The sequence below is a fragment of the Gimesia sp. genome (genome assembly GCF_048260065.1).
In the GTDB taxonomy this organism is placed as follows: Bacteria; Planctomycetota; Planctomycetia; order Planctomycetales; family Planctomycetaceae; genus Gimesia.
Map to the genome: position 1 here is coordinate 271,395 of NZ_JBLXHC010000003.1, position 18,232 is coordinate 289,626.

Here is an 18,232-nt window from a genome sequence, read left to right on the forward strand (position 1 = left end):
ATGTGTTCATCGACCATCCTGGTACGTAAAACACGTGCAGTTCTCTGAAAAGGACACTCTGCGCAGCCCAGAGGTGCGCACCGTGCATCCACAGGCTAACTGCCTGATTGACGGTGTTCAACATACGGGAGTATCAAATATCCGCCGAAATGTGTCAACGCGGGATCAAAAACGCTGATTCTGGCTGGATTTCAGGCTAAAACTTCCAGTCGGAATACAGTTTCGACCGGAAATCGTGCCATTCTGCATTTTTAGTCCGGGAACTGCAGTTCTCTGCCATTTCCGCTGACCATTTATCCATCATCCGCAACCGGTCCGACATGATCCGCACGGTATTGAACACGACCTTCTGAGCGCCTTTGGCTCCGTCATGCAACATCTGATCGAACTCTCGACCAGGAATCCGAACCACTTCCACGTCTGAAACAGCAACCACGCTCGCTGAGTGAGGCGCCGGTTTGAAAAATGACATTTCACCAAATACAGAAAGTGGGCTTAATGTGGTAAGAGTCTGTTCGCTTCCATTGGCCAGCTTTTTACGTACCTCACAGGTACCACTTTTAATGATCCAGAGATAACGTGTGGAATTCCCTTCATCCAGGATACGAGCCCCTTCAGAAAACTCTTCCGTTTCAGAGTAATAGAGCAATTCTTCCATTTCAGCTGGTGTCACAGACTGAAACAGAACGCAATCATTGATCAGTTCCTCTGTTGATATCATTTTAATTACCTCGTAAGCGTCTTAAGTAAAATAAATGTGAATCCGGGTCCGAATTGAACTTTACGAAACATCATGGCGGGATTTCAGATGCCTCCCAGAACGGTGGCACGCCCTACCCGTCCGATTCCCAGTATATAGGCGGCAACGCGCAGAGACACTTTTTTATCGGTTGCAATTTTCCAGACCAGTTTAAAACTGTCATTCATAATACGATCTAATTCCGAACGTACGCGGGATTTTTCCCAGCTGAAATGCTGTCGGTTCTGAACCCACTCGAAGTAACTCACCGTCACTCCCCCGGCATTGGCCAGGATATCTGGTACCACGATAATCCCGTTCTTATCAAATATTTCGTCTGCTTCCGGGACAGTCGGATTATTGGCTGCTTCAATAATACATCGCGCTTTGACTTCCTTCGCGATGTCTTTAGTCAAGACTCCGCCTAAAGCCGCAGGAATCAACACGGTCACATTGGATGTGAGCAGTTCCTCATTCGACAAAGCTTCCGTTTCCGGAAATCCTTTGACGGCTCCGGTGTCCTTAGTGTATTCGATCAGCTTGGGAATATTAATCCCATCGGCACTGTAAATTCCGCCACTGGCATCTGAGACGGCAACAATCTTGGCACCAAACTCATCCAGAAAATGAGCCGTATAGCTTCCCACATTGCCGAATCCCTGGATTGCGACCGTGACTCCCGTCATATCAATTTTCATATGATCCAGTGTATCGCGTGTCACCATCGCCACTCCACGACCGGTTGCCTCTTCACGACCATCGGCTCCGTGCAGTTCCAGTGGTTTTCCTGTGACACAGGCCGGGTTAAATCCCCGATACTTTTCATACTGGTTCATGATCCACGCCATCACCTGCGCGTTCGTTCCCATGTCCGGTGCCGGAATGTCTTTGAGAGGCCCGATCACATCGTAGATCTTATCGATGAATTTACGGGTGACCCGTTCCAGTTCGCCTTGAGACAGTTGACTGGTATCAACGGAAATTCCCCCTTTGGCACCGCCATAAGGAATATTCACCAGAGCCGTCTTCCAGGTCATCAGCGAGGCCAGTGCCAGTACTTCATCTCCGTTGACCTCGGGGTGAAAACGCAGCCCCCCTTTCATGGGACCACGCGAACTGTCGTGTTGTACGCGATAGCCGATGTAGGTCGCGATTTCACCATTATCGCGTTCGATGGCCACTTCCACTTTGACTTCACGCTCCGGGGTTCGCAGCAGATCCTGCATATTCTTCGATAACCCGACCTGGCGCGATGCCTGATCAAAATAACGACATGCTGTTTCGTAAGAGCTCATTACTTCCTGTCCTGTCTCATCAACGCGAGCTGATATCTGAAAAAATCAGGGTACCGACTGGTTCGAAGCGTAGTTGACTGAAATCAAAATTCCAGCTGACTCGCTCCTGATTTTCAATTCGCCGTGAATGCCAGTTCCTGGTCAAATAATTTAGAATTCTTCATACTTGAAAAGAGTAGGTCACGTTTTGTACTTAAAGTCTTTGAAAATCAGAGAATCTGCACTTCGAAACCGAAACCAGAGCTTCCCCTCAGATTTGTACTTCGCGATATAATTATGGTTGATTAAAAGGTCATTAAACAAACAGTTAAATGGAATTGAATAATCCATACATTCATCAATACCCGGCCTTTAAGCCAGATGTTTCTTTCAACGCATGGGAACCAGCGCCTGTCGATCCGCCGGCGGTTCCAGTTGCGAAGGAACTTCGCGAGACCAGATTCCGGGAACATCCTTAAGAATAAACAGAGCCAGTTCACGTGCATATAAGGCATGCCCTTCCCGTGAAAACTGAGGTACATTTTGCAGATAGTAGCGATCCGGGTTCTGGATACTCTGAAACGTGCGTGAGGTATCGCAGAAGGAAAGACTGATCTGTTTAGAATACGTCTCCAGCAGTTCAAAGGGGAAACGACTTCCATAAGTCACCCCTTCCCGAACCCCCAGCCGGGCCCGTGCCAGTTCTCCACTCATCGCCGTCTCTGACACCTGCCAGGGTTTAGGGTAGGATGCGAGGATAAATCGCGAGTAAGTTCCCTGCGATATCTGCTGAATATTTTGAATCGGCTCCAGGGTCTGTCTGACATAGACTGACCAGTCGGGCGGATGATCTTCCAGCCACAGATATTTCCCCTGTGGTGTATCAATATCACGATCCAGTCCCGCAGGTTGATTTTCGACCCAGTAATCACCGAGCCAGCGCAGCAGGTAACGAGAGACGAAGAACTGACTTTCCAGTCGCTCCGGTTCGTTAAACTTTTCAAACAGAGGATGCATCGAGCATAAAGGCAGCCCCTCATCACTGATCTTTGTATAACGTCGCAATGCATGATCGTCGGCAACATCGGACATGTCAAAATGGAACAGGATCAGATCAGGCTGCAGACCCAGCAGGGAATGTCTGAGATGCAGATACGACATCAGCGGGCTGGCATCAGGTACGCCGGCATTGATGACTTCGACCTTCAACTCGGTCCGCTTCTGCAGCAGTGCTTCCAGCCGGGAGCAGAATGTGTCCTCATCCGCCATCTCTGGTGCCAGAACCGTCTCCCCCCCCAGGCAGAGAATCCGATAGACCCCCGCAGGTTTGGGGATCGCAGGTTCCGCCCCTCTGAGCCCCATACTGTTGATTTCAAACTGAACCGTTTCTCCCGTATCAGGATGTTTGCGGGAAACATCCTGCAAAGGCCGGATACGGTGGTAACTCACATCAGAGGGAATCAGAAACCCCTCGGCATCATAGCTGCTGACAGAGTCCTGATCTCGATATTCCGCAACGCGCAACGCGACCTCACTCCCGACTGCTAACAGGATGAGAGTAATCAGTGCCAGCGTAACATGCTTAAGCCAGCGCAGAGGTTTGCGAATGATCTTCAATTATCAGAAACCGATGTTAAGATTTTAAGCTGATTCTACTTAAAGAATGCGTTGTCCCCGGCCATCCGGGCTGGAAACAACTCAGGAAGTGCGACCATTACTTCTGAACAAATACGAAGTGGCTGAGAAAAACCAGTTGCAGATATTTGTCGAGAAATCAGCGGGGATTCTAATTTTGATCCTGATTTACAGCAATATGAGTCTGAATGCCCGCCCTGGTGGATCTGAGAAGTTCCGTCTCAACCGCATTGAAAAAACTGTTGTGAAAGCCTAACTTGCATCATTCGAAACAGGATGCTGTCAATCGAATGTCTTACTCTCCTCTTTACCGGTGATCCAGACTTATGAGTACAAGCCCCTCAGAGACCGCAGCTAAAGTCAATCCTGAAAAAGCGTTACAGCTCGTAACTGAGCTCATGGCAATCCCCGGCAAAAGCGGTGAAGAGGGACAAATCGCCGCGGAAATCAAAAAACGCCTGCTCAAAGCGGGGCTGTCTGAAAAATTAATCCAGTATGATACCGCTCATAAGAAAAGCCCGATTGGCGGTCAGACCGGTAATATGATTGTCAAACTGCCCGGTACGCTACGGGGCCCACGCCGTCTGCTGATGGCCCATATGGATACCGTCCCCCTGTGTGTTGGTGCCGAACCGGTCAAAAAGGGAAACCTGATTCATTCCAAAAGTGATCTGACCGCACTCGGCGCGGATGACCGTGCTGGCTGCAGCGTCATCCTGAACGCACTGCTCACGATCCTCGAACAGAAACTCCCCCATCCACCACTCACTTTCTGCTGGATGGTCCAGGAAGAAATCGGCCTGGTCGGCGTGCGTCTGCTGACAGCCAGCAAACTGGGCAAACCCAGAATGTGCTTCAACTGGGATGGCAAAATGTCGGACATGGTCTGTATTGGTGCGACCGGTGATTCCGGCATGCTGATCCGGATTCAAGGCATCGCCAGTCATGCCGGCGCGCATCCCGAATGTGGCGTCAGTGCCGCCGTGATCGCTTCCCGTGCAATTGACGATCTCTACACAAACGGCTGGCATGGCCTGGTCATCAAAGGCAAAAACACGGGCTCCAGTAATGTCGGCGTCATCGAAGGGGGAGCCGCTACGAACGTGGTGATGCCCGAGTTGACCATCAAAGCCGAAGCTCGCAGCCACAATCCCCGCTTCCGCCAGAAAATATTGGATGAATTCAAAAAAGCCTTCCTGAAAGCTGCCAAATCAGTCAAAAACAGCGAAGGGAAACTGGGGAACGTTTCTTTCGAATCTTATTTGAAATATGATTCGTTCCGCCTTCCGGAAGAAGAACCCGCTGTGCAGACCGCGCGACTTGCGATTGAAAAACAGGGGGGACAGCCGGAACTGACCATTGCCAATGGAGGCCTGGATGCCAACTGGATGACCGCCCATGGATTTCCAGCGGTCACACTGGGCTGCGGCCAGCAGGACATTCACACCACCAGCGAAACCCTGATGATTGATGAATATCTCAAAGCCTGTCAGATCGGTCTGCTGCTGGCGACGGCAACAGAATCAGACTGAATCCACACACACGAATGACTCAAGATAATAGTTAAAGACTCTGATTGCATGAGCGACTCATCCCTGCCCTTCAAAGAAATGTGGAGCAACCTGCAGACACTGGTCAATCACCGGCTGGAAGAGGCACTCGATCAATCTGCTGACTGCCCGCCGATTCTCAAAGAGGCAATGTCTTACAGCCTCTCTGCGGGCGGAAAACGGTTACGTCCCATCCTCGTGTTACTCAGCTGTGAAGCCTGTGGCGGTGACCAGAAAGCAGCTTTCCCAGCCGCCTGTGCCATCGAAATGGTACACACTTACTCTTTGATCCATGACGATCTGCCGGCAATGGACGACGATGAACTCCGTCGCGGATTACCAACCAGTCACATCAAATTCGGTGAAGCCAATGCGATCCTCGCAGGGGATGCTCTCTTGACCCGTGCCTTTGAACTGCTTGCAGATCAGATCGAAGTAAAGTCCTGTGCAGCAGCGTGTTGTGTCGATCTGGCAAATGCCGCTGGTGCAGTGGGTATGGTCGGCGGTCAGGTCGCCGATCTGGAATCAGAACACCTCGAAAACCCCACACTCGAAATTCTGGAAGCCATTCATAAACGCAAGACAGGACGTCTGATCTGTAGTGCACTAACCATGGGGGCCCGCATTGGCGGAGCAGATCCTGAAACGCTGAAAAACCTGGAAAGATACGGTACTTGCATAGGATTGGCATTCCAAATTACCGATGACCTGCTTGATTTAACGGGTGATGAAGAAAAAATGGGAAAAGGCGTGCGAAAAGACGCTGATCACGGTAAATTAACCTACCCCTCCCTGATTGGCGTTGAAGAAAGTCGACGACGCTCTCAAAATTTGATTGAAGAAGCGTGCCTCTCGATCGCCCCACTTGGGAGCCACGGCCAACGATTGGAAGAACTGGCCCACTTTATATTAGAACGAGACCATTGATGAACATCGAAATTCTACCACGGATCAAGTCGCCACTTGATATGAAAACTTTATCCGGGACTGAACTCGAAACGCTGGCTGCAGAAATTCGTGAAGTTTTGTGTACGGTTGTGGAAGACCGCTCGGCACACTTTGCGAGCAACCTTGGAGTGGTGGAACTCTGCATTGCCCTGCATATGTCTTACGACTTTTCCAGAGATCGTCTGATCTGGGACACAGGACATCAGATTTATCCACACAAACTGCTGACGGGACGCTACTCGCAAATTTCGACCATCCGTCGTAAAGGGGGCCTGATGGGTTACCCCAATCCGGAAGAGAGCGATTACGACCTGTTCATGACCGGGCATGCCGGCGCCAGTGTCTCCACTGTTCTGGGACTGAAAGCGGGCGATGATCTGATGGGAGAATCAGATCGCAAATCAGTGGCCGTCATCGGAGATGGCGCACTCCCTTCCGGCGTCGTGTTCGAAGCCATGAACAACGCAGCCGGCATGAATCAGGATGTGCTCGTTATTCTCAACGATAACAAAATGGGAATCTGCCCCCGCGTCGGCGGACTGGCGCAATACCTCGATAAAGCTCGCGTCGCCCCCTTTTACAATGGCCTGAAACGGGACGTCTCCTGGCTCTTGAACAAACTCCCCGTCGTCGGCGAGTCCATGGAAAATACGCTGGGCAGCTTTAAAGAAGCAGTCAAAGGCTTTCTACACGGCGGTATGCTGTTTGAAGAAATGGGCTTCCGCTACATCGGCCCTGTAGACGGACACGATATTGAATCGCTGTCCGGATACCTGAAAATGATCAAGAACATCAAAGGGCCTGTCCTGCTGCATGTCTTGACTGAAAAAGGGCACGGATTCGAACCGGCAACCAACGACCCGGTTTCGTTTCATGCTCCGGCTCCCTTTCAGAGGAATGAAGAAAACGAAATTGTACCTGTGGAAAAACCAGGCAGCAGTTCGTCCAAAGCCTTCACCGATGTCGTCAGCAGTTCCATCTTCCAGGCCATGACTGACAACGAACGGGTCGTCGTCCTCACAGCAGCCATGTGTGCCGGCAATAAACTCGGCAAGGTCCGCGACGGCTTCCCCGATCGCTTCTTTGATACCGGGATCTGTGAAGCGCACGCGGTTGCCTTTGCAGGCGGGATGGCCAAAGCCGGTCTGCGCCCGATTGTCGATATCTACAGCACATTTCTGCAGCGCAGCTTCGACCATATTTTCCAGGAGGTCGCTCTGCAGAATCTGCCCGTCACCTTCTGCATGGACCGGGCCGGTATCGCCGGTGAAGACGGTCCCACACACCACGGCGCTTTCGACAACAGCTATATGCGATGCTTTCCGAACATTGTCAACATGTCCCCCGGAGACGCACTGGATGTCGAGCCCATGCTCGAATTTTCGCTGCAGCATGAGGGACCAGCGGCAATCCGTTACCCCAAAGCAGCCGCTGACGCCGTCGAACGCAAGGTCGCACCGGTGGAACTGGGCAAGTCCGAAGTCTATGTCTGGGGCAAAGATGGCATGCTCATCGCTTTCGGCTCGCTGTTCACCAGTTGTGTACAGGCTGCGGAAAAACTGCGGGAAGAAGGACTCGACGTCGGCGTCATAAACGCCCGGTTCTCCAAACCGCTCGACACCGAAGTCATCCACCAGGCGCTGTCGGAATCGGGCTTTGTGATTACCGTTGAAGAAGGTACACTTTGTGGCGGTTTCGGTTCTGCTGTTCTCGAATCGGCAAACGATGCAGGTTTAAATACCAGTCACCTCAAGCGGCTGGGAATCCCGGATCGTTTCATCGAACACGGAAACCGCAATGAATTACTGGCTGATCTGGGACTGGATGTGGACGGTATCACGGCAACGGCCCGTGAACTGGCACAGCAGACCAAAGTAGCAATCAACGATTAATAACGTCTCGCATTCTCCAATCAGTATGGACGCTTGATTTACGGAGCATTCCGCATGTTTTCACTGAGTTCTGTTTCTTCTGCACGGATTCCCGGTTTACTCTGTCTGGCGCTGATCGCCTTTGCTCTGACAGCATCTACGGCCCCCGCTTTCGCGGAAACCTATGAATTCCGAGAACCCGTTCAGGACGCCCGTACCTTCAACGTGAACTCCACCGTGCGGGTCAAGGGACAGCTGGAAACCGCGATCAAAACCGGACAGGCGCGCTCGCTGGAACTCGACGTCGATGGAAAATTTCAGTACCTCGAACGACGGCTGCCCGGAACCGGACGCGATGCGGAAGCCTTTCGTTCACTCCGTTATTATGAAGCAGCAACCGCCACCATTGATGTTCAGGGACAGAAAACCTATGCCCGTGGCAGCGACAAGCATCGACTCATCGTGGCGGAAGGGACCCTGGAAGGGCTCTCACTGCATGCCCCCAACAGTCATCTCCTGCCTTCGGAACTGGAACTGCTGAACTCCCCCGGAGACAGTCTGCCGGTTCTGGCGTTGTTGCCCCAGTCGGATGTTGAAGTGGGCGAAGTCTGGACTCCGGACCGCTGGGTGCTGCAGTCCCTGACCGGCCTGGAAGCAGTTTTGAAATCCGAATTAACCTGCCAGCTGGATTCCGTGGAAGATCAACTGGCGACCATCAGTTTCAAAGGCAGTATTGAAGGTGCCACCGTCGGTGCCCAGACGACGATTACCGTCAAAGGCAAACTGCAATTCCGCCTGGACCACAACTATATCAGTCAACTGGAACTGCAGCAGACAGAAAAACGCTCGGTAGGCTCCGTCAGTCCGGGGATGAAAGTGACAGCGGACGTCAACTGGACCCGCAGTGTCGCGACTGCCCCTGGTCCGCTCACCGATGAAATTCTCGCTACAATTCCACTGGAGACCAGCCCGGAAGCCAAATACCTGAGCTTCGAACCACCTTGGGACGTCCGGCTGCTGCTGCCTCGTGACTGGTATGTCTTCCATCAGACAGGTCAGGTTGCGGTTTTACGTCTCCTCGATAAAGGAAGCCTGGTTTCACAGGCCAATATCTCAAAGATCCCGACTGTAAAACCGGGCGAACACACCAGCGAAGAACAGTTCCAGCAGGATATCCGCTCTTCTCTGGGTGACAAGCTTGTCAAAATTCTGAAAGCCGAAAACCTCTCTACAGACGACGGACGGTTCATCCACCGCGTCACCGTTGCCGGGAAAGCCAACGACATCCCGGTTCAATGGATTTATTATCTGTGCGCGTCTCCGTCCGGCAGACAGATCTCGTTCGTCTTCACCGTCGACGAAAAACTGATCGATGAATTGAACCAGCGTGACACGGACATCGTCTTGAGTCTGCAGTTCCTCGAGCCGAAACCAGCGCCCGTCCAGGCAACGCCCCTCGATGGTAATAAGCGGAAATAGTCCGGATCACTTGCCTGCTATTTATCGCTGAGCTGCAAATTCAGGCTCAAAATCCTCACGACCAGTGTAATCGGTCATTGAGTTTCGAGAGAGAACGGGGATTCCTCTGCCCGCCACCACGGAATGCGTACTAAACTTCAGTACCGGGCTCCCATGTTTTCGTTGTTTCCAGGCAATGAATTTCAAACCATTTTCATCCAAAACGATTTCCTTCCCGGACAGGAAGAGAAGTATGACGCCAGTTCTCTCAACATCACTTTCGACACTACCAAACGAAATACTGATCAGTTTCGGTGCAGGAATGCTGATTGCAGTTTCACTCGGATTCGCCGCCGGCTATTTCCTCGGAAAGAGTGCACCAGTCCGGAATCTCAAGCGGGCCCAGAAACATCTGCAGAACTGCTATCAACACGTCAAAGAAACTCTGGATACTGCATACGCCGCCTGCTCACTTCTCGAAAAATTTCCGGGAACCATTCTGACCAGTGACCAGACTCGGGAATTGAATTCCAGACGTACCAGCCTGCTGTCACTGATCAATCGACTGGTGGAACGAAAAAATACAGAGCCGGTCAACACCCCGCCTGTCACAAAACCAGAGAAGAAGAAACAGCAGGATTTCCCGGCGTTACAATGGGCGTTCCAGCCGGAACACTCGCATTTAAAACTGCCTGACTCGTCCGCGTTCGAAGCCAACCTGGAAATGATGCTGCTGGCGGGAACGGCCACGGAAAACAACTGCGGGCTGTTACTCGTGCAGATGAATCAGCATGACCAGTTGAAAGAACGGTTTGGCATCATGGCTCCCATCAAGTTCATGAAAACCCTGTCCCGTCTGATCATGCACCAGGTACGAGACGAGGACGTCATCTGCCTCTGGAAGTCAGACACGCTGGCGGTCCTGTTCCCGGGTGTCGAAGTCGATGCCGGTCAGGTCTGTGCCGAAACGATTCGCGAAGCAATTCGCCATCATCACTTCCGACTGGAAAGCAACAGCCCCGAAGTCGTCGTCACCGCCAGCCTTGCGTATCTCAACTGTGTTCCCGGCGATTCCGCCGACCTGATTCTGGAACGTGGCTTGCATGCACTGGCGCAATCCCAGAAACAGGGCCGCAATCAGCTGATCATTCAGGACAGCCATTCTTACGAACACAAACAGGCGATTTGAATCAGCCGAGCTTTGTCTAAGGCTTCTTTGATTCAGTTCGTTCGGCTGGCATTTCGCTGATCCACTGCCCGATCAGATCGACGGCTTCCTGATGAACAACGCGGTTCCCGATATTCGGCATCCGCGCTGCCAGATCGTTGGACTGCAGACGATGCATCAGGATCGACTTCTCAGGTGCCCCAGGCACGATATCATAACTGCGCCCGCCCGAGCCTCTGCCGGCAGCAACCGGATTTTTCCAGACACCCCACCGGGCCGGATCCTGTTGTGAAAAACGCAAGTCCAGGCCCGTCGTTCGCGCATTGCCACCCGGACTGTGACAGTGGGCACAGTTCACAGCCAGGTAAGCGCGAACCCGTTGATCGACCGTACCGGAATGCGGGTTCGAAAATTCAGGCAGCCTGTTGATCTCTTTTAATTCAGGAGTTCCCTGCAGCAGTCCTTTGCGTGTCAGGTAAGCTAACTGATTTTCATCCCCGTCTGCAAAGTGGTGCATGCGATTCAGATTCGCAGCAGTCGGACCGATGGGCACATATTTTTCGTTCTGGCTGTGACAGCTGATACACTGATTGGCATTCGGCACCAGATGTCGCGTCGATCGTGTCTGCCCATCAGTGTGAATCCAGGAAACATCAATCTCACCACCTCCCAGGCTGAGTTCGGCGTCGGTCTGTTCCTCATTCCAGATGTAGGAATACCCGTACCAGCCTGACTCCTTCAGAAACTCAACGCGTGTTTCCAGCAGTCGTTCACCCGCGGCTGGATTTCGCTGATCTTTCATGTAAGAAAACGTTTTGATCAACATGCTGCCTACAGGAAACTCCAGCACACCGGATTTCTGAAAACGGATTTTCTCTCCCGCCGGCAGACGAACAAAACGATGTTTGGTTGTGTAATCGGTAAACAGCGTTGTCAGCAGATCGTAGGGAATCACATCCTCTGCCGGCTCCTGTGTCGCCCCGTTCCCCTGAAACAAACCCAGCTCAGACAGTTTTCGCGGTGCATCATAATACACCTGCAAGGCCCTGTTGCTGGTTGGCTCCGGTTTACCGTGAGGCTGAAGCTGAACGGGTTTGAGCGCAGCCAGTGTCCCTGTAAACGCCGTGGCATCGGTCTCAGGCTTGTATTTCCCGGTTGCAATATTCACGGGATTCAGGTTGCCGAAGTCAATATTCAGAAACCGGACTTCGCCATTATTAGACAGCCGCAAACTTTTTTCTGGCGGCATTTTTCCATCGACCAGCTTGCGAGAATCAATCAAGCCATCATACACAATCTCCGGTAGCGGGGTGCCTACGATCGACTTCAAAACCAACCCCATTTCCCCGTCCGGATCATTGCCTCCCCCTTCAATTTTGTTGTCATGAATGAAAACACCTTCCGGATAAGGATCGTAGTTAGGATCGTTCATCTTCTTGCCGAAGATCAGAAAACTGACTACGGACACATTAAAAGATCGATTATCCGTGATAGTATTCTCAAAGATTTCCACATCATCCGTCGCCATCAACAGGATTCCGGTTCCCGCCGGGACGGAGGCCACCATATTCCCCGCCGGTGCAAAATTAGACAGGTTATTCTTAAAAATCCGATTACGAAACAGCCTGACATGCCTCCCGTTTTTTTGAGGCAGCCCGGGCAGATCAAACACCAGCAGTCCCCCGGTATTCCCGGTCACGACGTTGTCATACACGTCTGCATTGACGGTATTCTCAATTTCAATTCCGGCGACATTCGCTTCCGCACGACTGTTACGCACAATCACATCAGTCGACTGACCGACATAAATTCCCGCATCGGCGGCACCGATCGCCACACAGTTTTCGATCAATACGTTTTTGCATTGCACCGGATAGAGCCCATAGGCCCCGTTCGTCTTTTTCGCCCCCCCCGTCCATTCCGTGCGCACACCGCGAAACGTGACATTCTCAGCCCCTAAGACTTTGATGGCATTGTGACTGGTATCTTCCACCGCGAAGTTTTCCAGAACCAGGTTATCCCCGCTCGCCAGCAATCCAAAACTGCCATCGGTCTGATTCCTGAATGAGAGAACCGATTTCTCATGCCCCTGTCCGCGAATGGTCACATTATCGGTGACCAGATTTAAACCGGAGTGTAAGTCATAGGTCCCCTCTTTCAGAATCAACACATCACCGGGTACCGCCTGGATCAGTCGCGACTGAAATTCAAACTGAAACTCAGGTCCGGGTGAAAACGTATAAGTAGATGCTTCCAGCTTGAAAGCCTGTTTTTTCCCGGCTCCTGCTGGTTCAGCTACACTCAATAAGCTGCATCCCAGAACCAGCCCCCACAGAGCCATCGCTCGAAAAACTGTCACCCGTTGATAAAGCGCCATATCAAAGAAACCTGTTAAGAAATGAGTTGAATTGAATTCGTTATTTTAAGGCAACTGTCAGACCGGTTCGTAACAGATTGCCCAGTGATGGGTTCGTATACAAGTCCAGCAAACGCCAGCCCACCGCTTCCGGATTGGGATGCGAAGGGAACCAGACCGGCTGAGGAAACAGGGTGAGCGGACCAGAGAGAACCGTTTTTTCCACACCCGCCAGAAAGTAAGTGTTATGGACGTTTCCCATGCCACTGACAACATCCTGCAACGTTGCCCCGGGTGCTCCTCCCCAGGGGGTCGACATGAACGCGTAATTCAAAGCGGGCCAGTGATTGATTCCCACCGCGCCGTATTTCAGCTTCCCGATGCACCGTTCAAGCGTTGCTTGTTCTGATTTGCGAAAGTCAGCGGGAACCGTCATCGTCGCACATAAGGTCCCCCAGACATCCCGGTTCACAAATTCCACCGCCTGCTCCAGAAATTCCGCAGCAGACGCTGCTTGTAATGCTGTCTCTGCACAGACACAAACGAAAGATTCTTCCTGAAACAGCTGAGGCGACTGAGCAGGATCAGTATCGCGCATCAGTTTCCAGGGCAGATACTCACTGTCGTCAGGATCAGAACCGGCAAAACGCCGCCAGCGCTCGGCTGCCCCTGGATAATAGGCATAACGTCGCGGAATCTGCTGCAGCTTCTGCTCAATCATCGTCATGAACCGATCCCGATCCGGCCAGTCTGCAGAGGTAACGATGACCTTGGTCGCCAGACAGTTAAAGGAGGCATTGTTCACAATCGAAGCCGCGATGTTTTCCGCCTGAAACTGCAACTGACGTTCTGAATATTTACCGGGAACAACAATCCAGGGAGAGACATTGCCCAGCTCACTGGTCACGGGAATCTGTAGACGGGGCTGATGACTCGCTTTTCGGGTACGGCATTCCTCCGGATCACTGCCCCACACAATCGCATCATGTGTCTGTGTCGAACCGGTGATATGAATCCGGTCGATCGCTGCATGGTCAACCAGATAAGCCCCTGCTGCTGCTCCCCCGTCGACGATCCTGAGCAACCCCGCAGTGATCAGCGGCGCAAACGATCGTTCGAACACTGGTTTGAGATACGCATTCACCGGATTCATCTTCAACAGCACCCGCTCGCCATCCTGCAACACTTTAGTTAACACATCGGTCGCAGGAATCGCAGAAACGTTTCCCGCCCCCAGCACGAGAGTCAGTGGTGATGCTTTTGTTTCAGCAGGTTCGAAACCGGTCAGATCGAACAGGTTCTCCGCGCTGATCTCCTCGCGCAACCAGGCCTCTGCGGACAGTCCAAAGAACACCAGAGAATCATAAATCCCCGCAGTCGGAAACACGGGGACGCGAAGCGGCGCTCCTGGTTTTGCGATCGGCGATCCCGGTAACCGCGGCCGACCTGCCGCTTGAATCGCTTTGAGACTGGTCAACAACACTCGTAGAAACCGGGCCACCGAAACCGGTCCTGCCAGAACTTCTTCTGCGCAGGTCGTGCTCTCCCTTGGGATTCGCTTCGCTTCACAAGCCAGATCAGCCCAGTCTCTGGCTGCCTGGGACAGACAAGACAGACACTGCGCGGTCAACTCGATTCGGCGGGCAACAGACAGACCAGCCCCACTCCGGCTGGTTTCCGCCAGTTCATCCAAAGCCTGATCCAGCTCAGGCTGATCTACTTTTGTCGCGTGTTGCTGATGCAGGATCGTTGTCTCCCCGTTGAACCGGAGAAATTCCACTCTTCGAATCACACTGACTCGAAACCGGAGACATGATTTCATGAAATGACATGGATAACCGGTAACGTTACCGTTACAATTACCTGAATCCTAAACCCGCCTCATCTGGATTTCAACAAAAATCTGAAAAATCACCTGTCCTGCACGAGCACAGGAAATTCGATGGCAAAATCGAAGCTGCCTGACTTCAGAATCCGTGGGAGTGATACTTCTGACTCCGTTCGTATTGTGAGCCGCCATGAGTTCGAGTGAAACCGAAAAGATCCCTGCTAAAAAAGAGATCAGTTCACAGGATGCGATCCTCAAGGCAGCCATCGCAGAATTTGCGGAGCGAGGCGTGGAGGGTGCCCGGATCGAAGCCATCGCCAGAGAGGCGAAATTCAATAAATCGCTGATTTACCGCTATTTTAACGACAAACAGGGTCTGTTCGAAGCAGCTCTGCAAAGCAAACTCGAAGAACGAAACGAGAGCGTTGCAAAAATCCCCAAAGAGATTTCCGAAGTTCTGCAGTTCTATTTTAAGGAAAACCTGCGCGACCAGAATTACGTGCGGGTCCTGCTCAATGAAGCACAGCAGAACCAGGGGGAACCGCTCATCGACGATGCCTGGCGAAGGGAATACTACCACAACCATATTGAGCGGCTGAAGCAGGCACAGACAGCGGGAGAACTCTCTGATGAGCTGGATCCGGTCTGTCTGATGCTGATCTTCACGGCTCTGGTCTTTTTCCCCGCCACGCTGCCTCAGCTGGCACAATTAATTTCCGGCCACAAAGTCGACTCGGACGCATTTCAGACAATCTGGAGCAACTGCCTGCGGACCCTCACCAGACTGCTGCAACCAGACAATCTCGATTCCGTTTAGACGCTCAACTGCAACGAAACGTAAACTAATTAAAATATTACACTTACAGAAAACACTCTAAAAAACGCACTATAATCAGACATCAACATCTGAAATCAAGGGCGTGCACTCGCTGAGAGTCCCCGTTCTTTCGGAATTCTGTTGAATTTAGACCAACGTCCGACGCTCATGAGACGTAATAGTTTCTACTGGACTCTGGAAACAGGGTAAAAGTCTCTGCATCGTATTTTTTAAAGCGATCACTGACAGACAGTTGGAAAGGAATCTCCTGGAAATGTCACCTTGTCCTGTTTTCTCTGATCCTATAATATCAAGCGGCTGACATTAGTGAGTTTCTGGATGACTTCAGTTCTCTCTAACGGTTTTTCTATATCACTTCCAATCCAAGCAACGGACGAAACTTATGAAGTTAAATCCTCCCTCAAAAGCAGCCTCTGCTCTCAGTCTTTGTATGGTTCTCCTTCTGGGAACCGCGATTTTCGCGCAGCAGGCGACAGTCTCTGATACAGCCAGTGATTCGACCACAGCCAAACGGGTCTGTGCGATGGTCAGCCGCTTCCACATCAGCGGCAAACCGATCAATGATGAAATTTCTCAGAAACTGATGAAACGTTTCATCAAACAACTCGATCCACAAAAGCTGTACTTTTACCAGTCAGATATTGAGGGTTTCGAAAAAGACAAAACTCAGCTGGATGACAAACTGGCTGTCGGTGATGTCAACTTTGCTTACGAGTCTTTTGATCTGTACCTGAAACGTCTTCAGGAGCGGATGGATTACGCTCAACAGCTGGTCGATGTCGACCACGACTTCACCGTTGATGAATCGATTATCGTCGACGCCAAGGAACAGGACTTTGCTAAAGATCAGACCGAGATGAATGAACGCTGGAGAAAGCGTGTCAAATACGATCTGTTGAATCTGATGCTCGAAGACACCAAGCTCGAAGAAGCACGCGAGCAGTTACACAAGCGTTATCACAATAACCTGCGAACGATGGCTCAGACTGAAAAATCTGAGAAGCTGGAAATGTACCTGAGTGCTCTGACACACTGTTTTGATCCTCACTCCAGCTACATGTCTCCCCAGACACTGGAAGATTTCCGGATTAGCATGGAACTCAGCCTGGACGGCATCGGAGCCGCTCTGCGTTCTGAAGACGGTTTCACAGTCGTTGCCGAAATCGTACCCGGCGGTGCCGCTGATGCTGATGGACGCCTGAAAGCGGGTGACAAAATTGTCGCTGTCGCTCAGGAAGATGGCGAATTTGTTGATGTCGTCGAAATGAAACTCAGCAAAGTGGTTCGCTACATCCGTGGAAAACGCGGTACCATCGTGCAACTGCGGGTTAAAAAAGAAAAGAACAACGCCGTTGAAACCTATGAGCTGACTCGCAAGAAAATCGAGCTAAGCACATCGGAAGTCAAAGGCAAAATTATCGAAACCGGTGAACGGCTTCCGGGTAAAACCGGCCGTATCGGCGTGATCAGCATCCCCTCATTCTATCGCGATTTCCGTGGTGCACAGCGGGGTGATGAAAACTTCAAGAGTACCGCTCGCGATGTTCGCAAAGTACTGTATGACTTCCGCGATCAGGGTGGCGTTGATGGCGTCGTCGTCGACCTGCGGTTCAACGGTGGTGGTGCTCTCAGCGAAGCCATCGAAGTTTCCGGACTGTTTGTTGATGAAGGACCGGTTGTTCAAGTCAAACAGATGGACGGCGAACGAAAAATCCACAGTGATGTTGAACCTGGTGCCGTCTACACGGGACCTCTGGTAGTGGTCTGTAATCGACTCTCAGCATCCGCTTCTGAAATTTTCGCAGGCGTGATCAAAGACTACAAACGTGGTCTGATCATCGGCGATACTACGACACACGGTAAAGGCACCGTGCAGAATGTGATGCCCGTCAGCAACCAGATGTTCTCCTTCCTGCGAGGTCAGGATCTGGGTGCACTGAAACTGACCATCAACCAGTTCTACCGCGTCAACGGTGACAGTACTCAGAACCGGGGCGTTCGCTCTGACATTGTACTCCCTTCACTGATTGACAATATGGACCTGGGGGAATCCTTCCTGGACGATGCCATGGAATTTGACCAGACAGAAGTAGCTCAGTTCGCTCCTGTCGGTCTGGTGAATCCACAGATTCTGGATCAGTTGAAACAGTCCAGCTCAAAACGAATTGTTGCAGACAAGGATTTCAAAGAAACTCAAGAAGAAATCGACAAATATCTGCAGAAGAAAAACCAGAAAACCATCTCTTTGAATGAAGCGGTTCGACGCAAAGAACTGAATACCGACAAAGAGAAGGAAGAAAAGAAAAAGGAAGAAGAAAAGAAAGACGCAGCCGACAAGGATATCTTCAAAAAGGATTACTACAACGATGAAATCCTGAACATCACTGTCGATTACATGAACGTGCTCAAGAACATGAATACCGTTCAGCGTTAATCCTGCTTCAACAACAAACTGATTCCCCCCTTAACTCCGGTCTCTGATTTCAGAGGCCGGAGTTTTTTTATTTCCCTTTCCTGTTACTGCCTGCAGCGGACCGGCAGTGTGTAGAACCATAACAACTTGTTTG

Annotated in this window: 12 protein-coding genes; 7 read left to right on the top strand and 5 right to left on the bottom strand. The window is 51.5% G+C overall.

The window, feature by feature from the left end; genetic code table 11:
• Positions 1-196 precede the first annotated feature (196 nt).
• From ACN0YN_RS07225 to ACN0YN_RS07235, 3 genes are all read right to left on the bottom strand, one after another.
• On the bottom strand, positions 197-721 hold the full coding sequence (locus tag ACN0YN_RS07225) for a Crp/Fnr family transcriptional regulator (protein WP_417384331.1): 525 nt from the start codon (positions 719-721) through the stop codon (positions 197-199).
• Positions 722-804: 83 nt separating this feature from the next.
• On the bottom strand, positions 805-2,034 hold the full coding sequence (locus ACN0YN_RS07230; RefSeq protein WP_417384332.1) for a Glu/Leu/Phe/Val family dehydrogenase: 1,230 nt from the start codon (positions 2,032-2,034) through the stop codon (positions 805-807).
• Between the two features lie 369 nt (positions 2,035-2,403).
• Positions 2,404-3,630 carry a hypothetical protein gene (locus tag ACN0YN_RS07235; protein WP_417384333.1) on the bottom strand — a complete coding sequence of 409 codons (1,227 nt, stop codon included), beginning with the start codon at positions 3,628-3,630 and terminating at the stop codon, positions 2,404-2,406.
• Between the two features lie 344 nt (positions 3,631-3,974).
• Between ACN0YN_RS07235 and ACN0YN_RS07240 the strand changes: the two genes are divergently transcribed.
• The 5 genes from ACN0YN_RS07240 to ACN0YN_RS07260 all read left to right on the top strand — a co-directional run bounded on the left by ACN0YN_RS07240 (position 3,975) and on the right by ACN0YN_RS07260 (position 10,664).
• Positions 3,975-5,180 (top strand): M20/M25/M40 family metallo-hydrolase, encoded by a 1,206-nt coding sequence (locus tag ACN0YN_RS07240; RefSeq protein ID WP_417384334.1) that lies wholly within the window; start codon positions 3,975-3,977, stop codon positions 5,178-5,180.
• A 48-nt stretch (positions 5,181-5,228) separates the two neighbouring features.
• Positions 5,229-6,125 carry a polyprenyl synthetase family protein gene (locus ACN0YN_RS07245; protein WP_417384335.1) on the top strand — a complete coding sequence of 299 codons (897 nt, stop codon included), beginning with the start codon at positions 5,229-5,231 and terminating at the stop codon, positions 6,123-6,125.
• A complete protein-coding gene (gene dxs, locus ACN0YN_RS07250; RefSeq protein ID WP_417384336.1) occupies positions 6,125-8,038 on the top strand; it encodes a 1-deoxy-D-xylulose-5-phosphate synthase in 1,914 nt (637 codons plus the stop codon). The genes ACN0YN_RS07245 and dxs overlap by 1 nt, the downstream gene beginning before the upstream one ends.
• Positions 8,039-8,092: 54 nt before the next feature.
• The gene (locus tag ACN0YN_RS07255) at positions 8,093-9,496 is read left to right on the top strand and encodes a hypothetical protein (protein ID WP_417384337.1); all 1,404 of its coding nucleotides are present in this window, start codon (positions 8,093-8,095) and stop codon (positions 9,494-9,496) included.
• A gap of 232 nt (positions 9,497-9,728) precedes the next feature.
• Positions 9,729-10,664 (top strand): GGDEF domain-containing protein, encoded by a 936-nt coding sequence (locus tag ACN0YN_RS07260; RefSeq protein ID WP_417384338.1) that lies wholly within the window; start codon positions 9,729-9,731, stop codon positions 10,662-10,664.
• Between the two features lie 16 nt (positions 10,665-10,680).
• Here the strand turns inward: ACN0YN_RS07260 and ACN0YN_RS07265 are convergent, their stop codons facing one another.
• Both ACN0YN_RS07265 and ACN0YN_RS07270 read right to left on the bottom strand, forming a co-directional pair.
• Positions 10,681-13,020, bottom strand: a complete 2,340-nt coding sequence (locus ACN0YN_RS07265) for a parallel beta-helix domain-containing protein (protein WP_417384339.1) — start codon at positions 13,018-13,020, stop codon at positions 10,681-10,683.
• Positions 13,021-13,060: 40 nt separating this feature from the next.
• Positions 13,061-14,821: an aldehyde dehydrogenase family protein gene (locus ACN0YN_RS07270; protein ID WP_417384340.1), complete on the bottom strand. Its 1,761-nt coding sequence runs from the start codon at positions 14,819-14,821 to the stop codon at positions 13,061-13,063.
• A 196-nt stretch (positions 14,822-15,017) separates the two neighbouring features.
• Between ACN0YN_RS07270 and ACN0YN_RS07275 the strand changes: the two genes are divergently transcribed.
• Together ACN0YN_RS07275 and ACN0YN_RS07280 are read left to right on the top strand one after the other, a co-directional pair.
• Positions 15,018-15,644, top strand: a complete 627-nt coding sequence (locus tag ACN0YN_RS07275; protein WP_417384341.1) for a TetR/AcrR family transcriptional regulator — start codon at positions 15,018-15,020, stop codon at positions 15,642-15,644.
• 403 nt (positions 15,645-16,047) lie between these two features.
• On the top strand, positions 16,048-18,099 hold the full coding sequence (locus ACN0YN_RS07280; protein WP_417384342.1) for a carboxy terminal-processing peptidase: 2,052 nt from the start codon (positions 16,048-16,050) through the stop codon (positions 18,097-18,099).
• Positions 18,100-18,232: the final 133 nt, after the last annotated feature.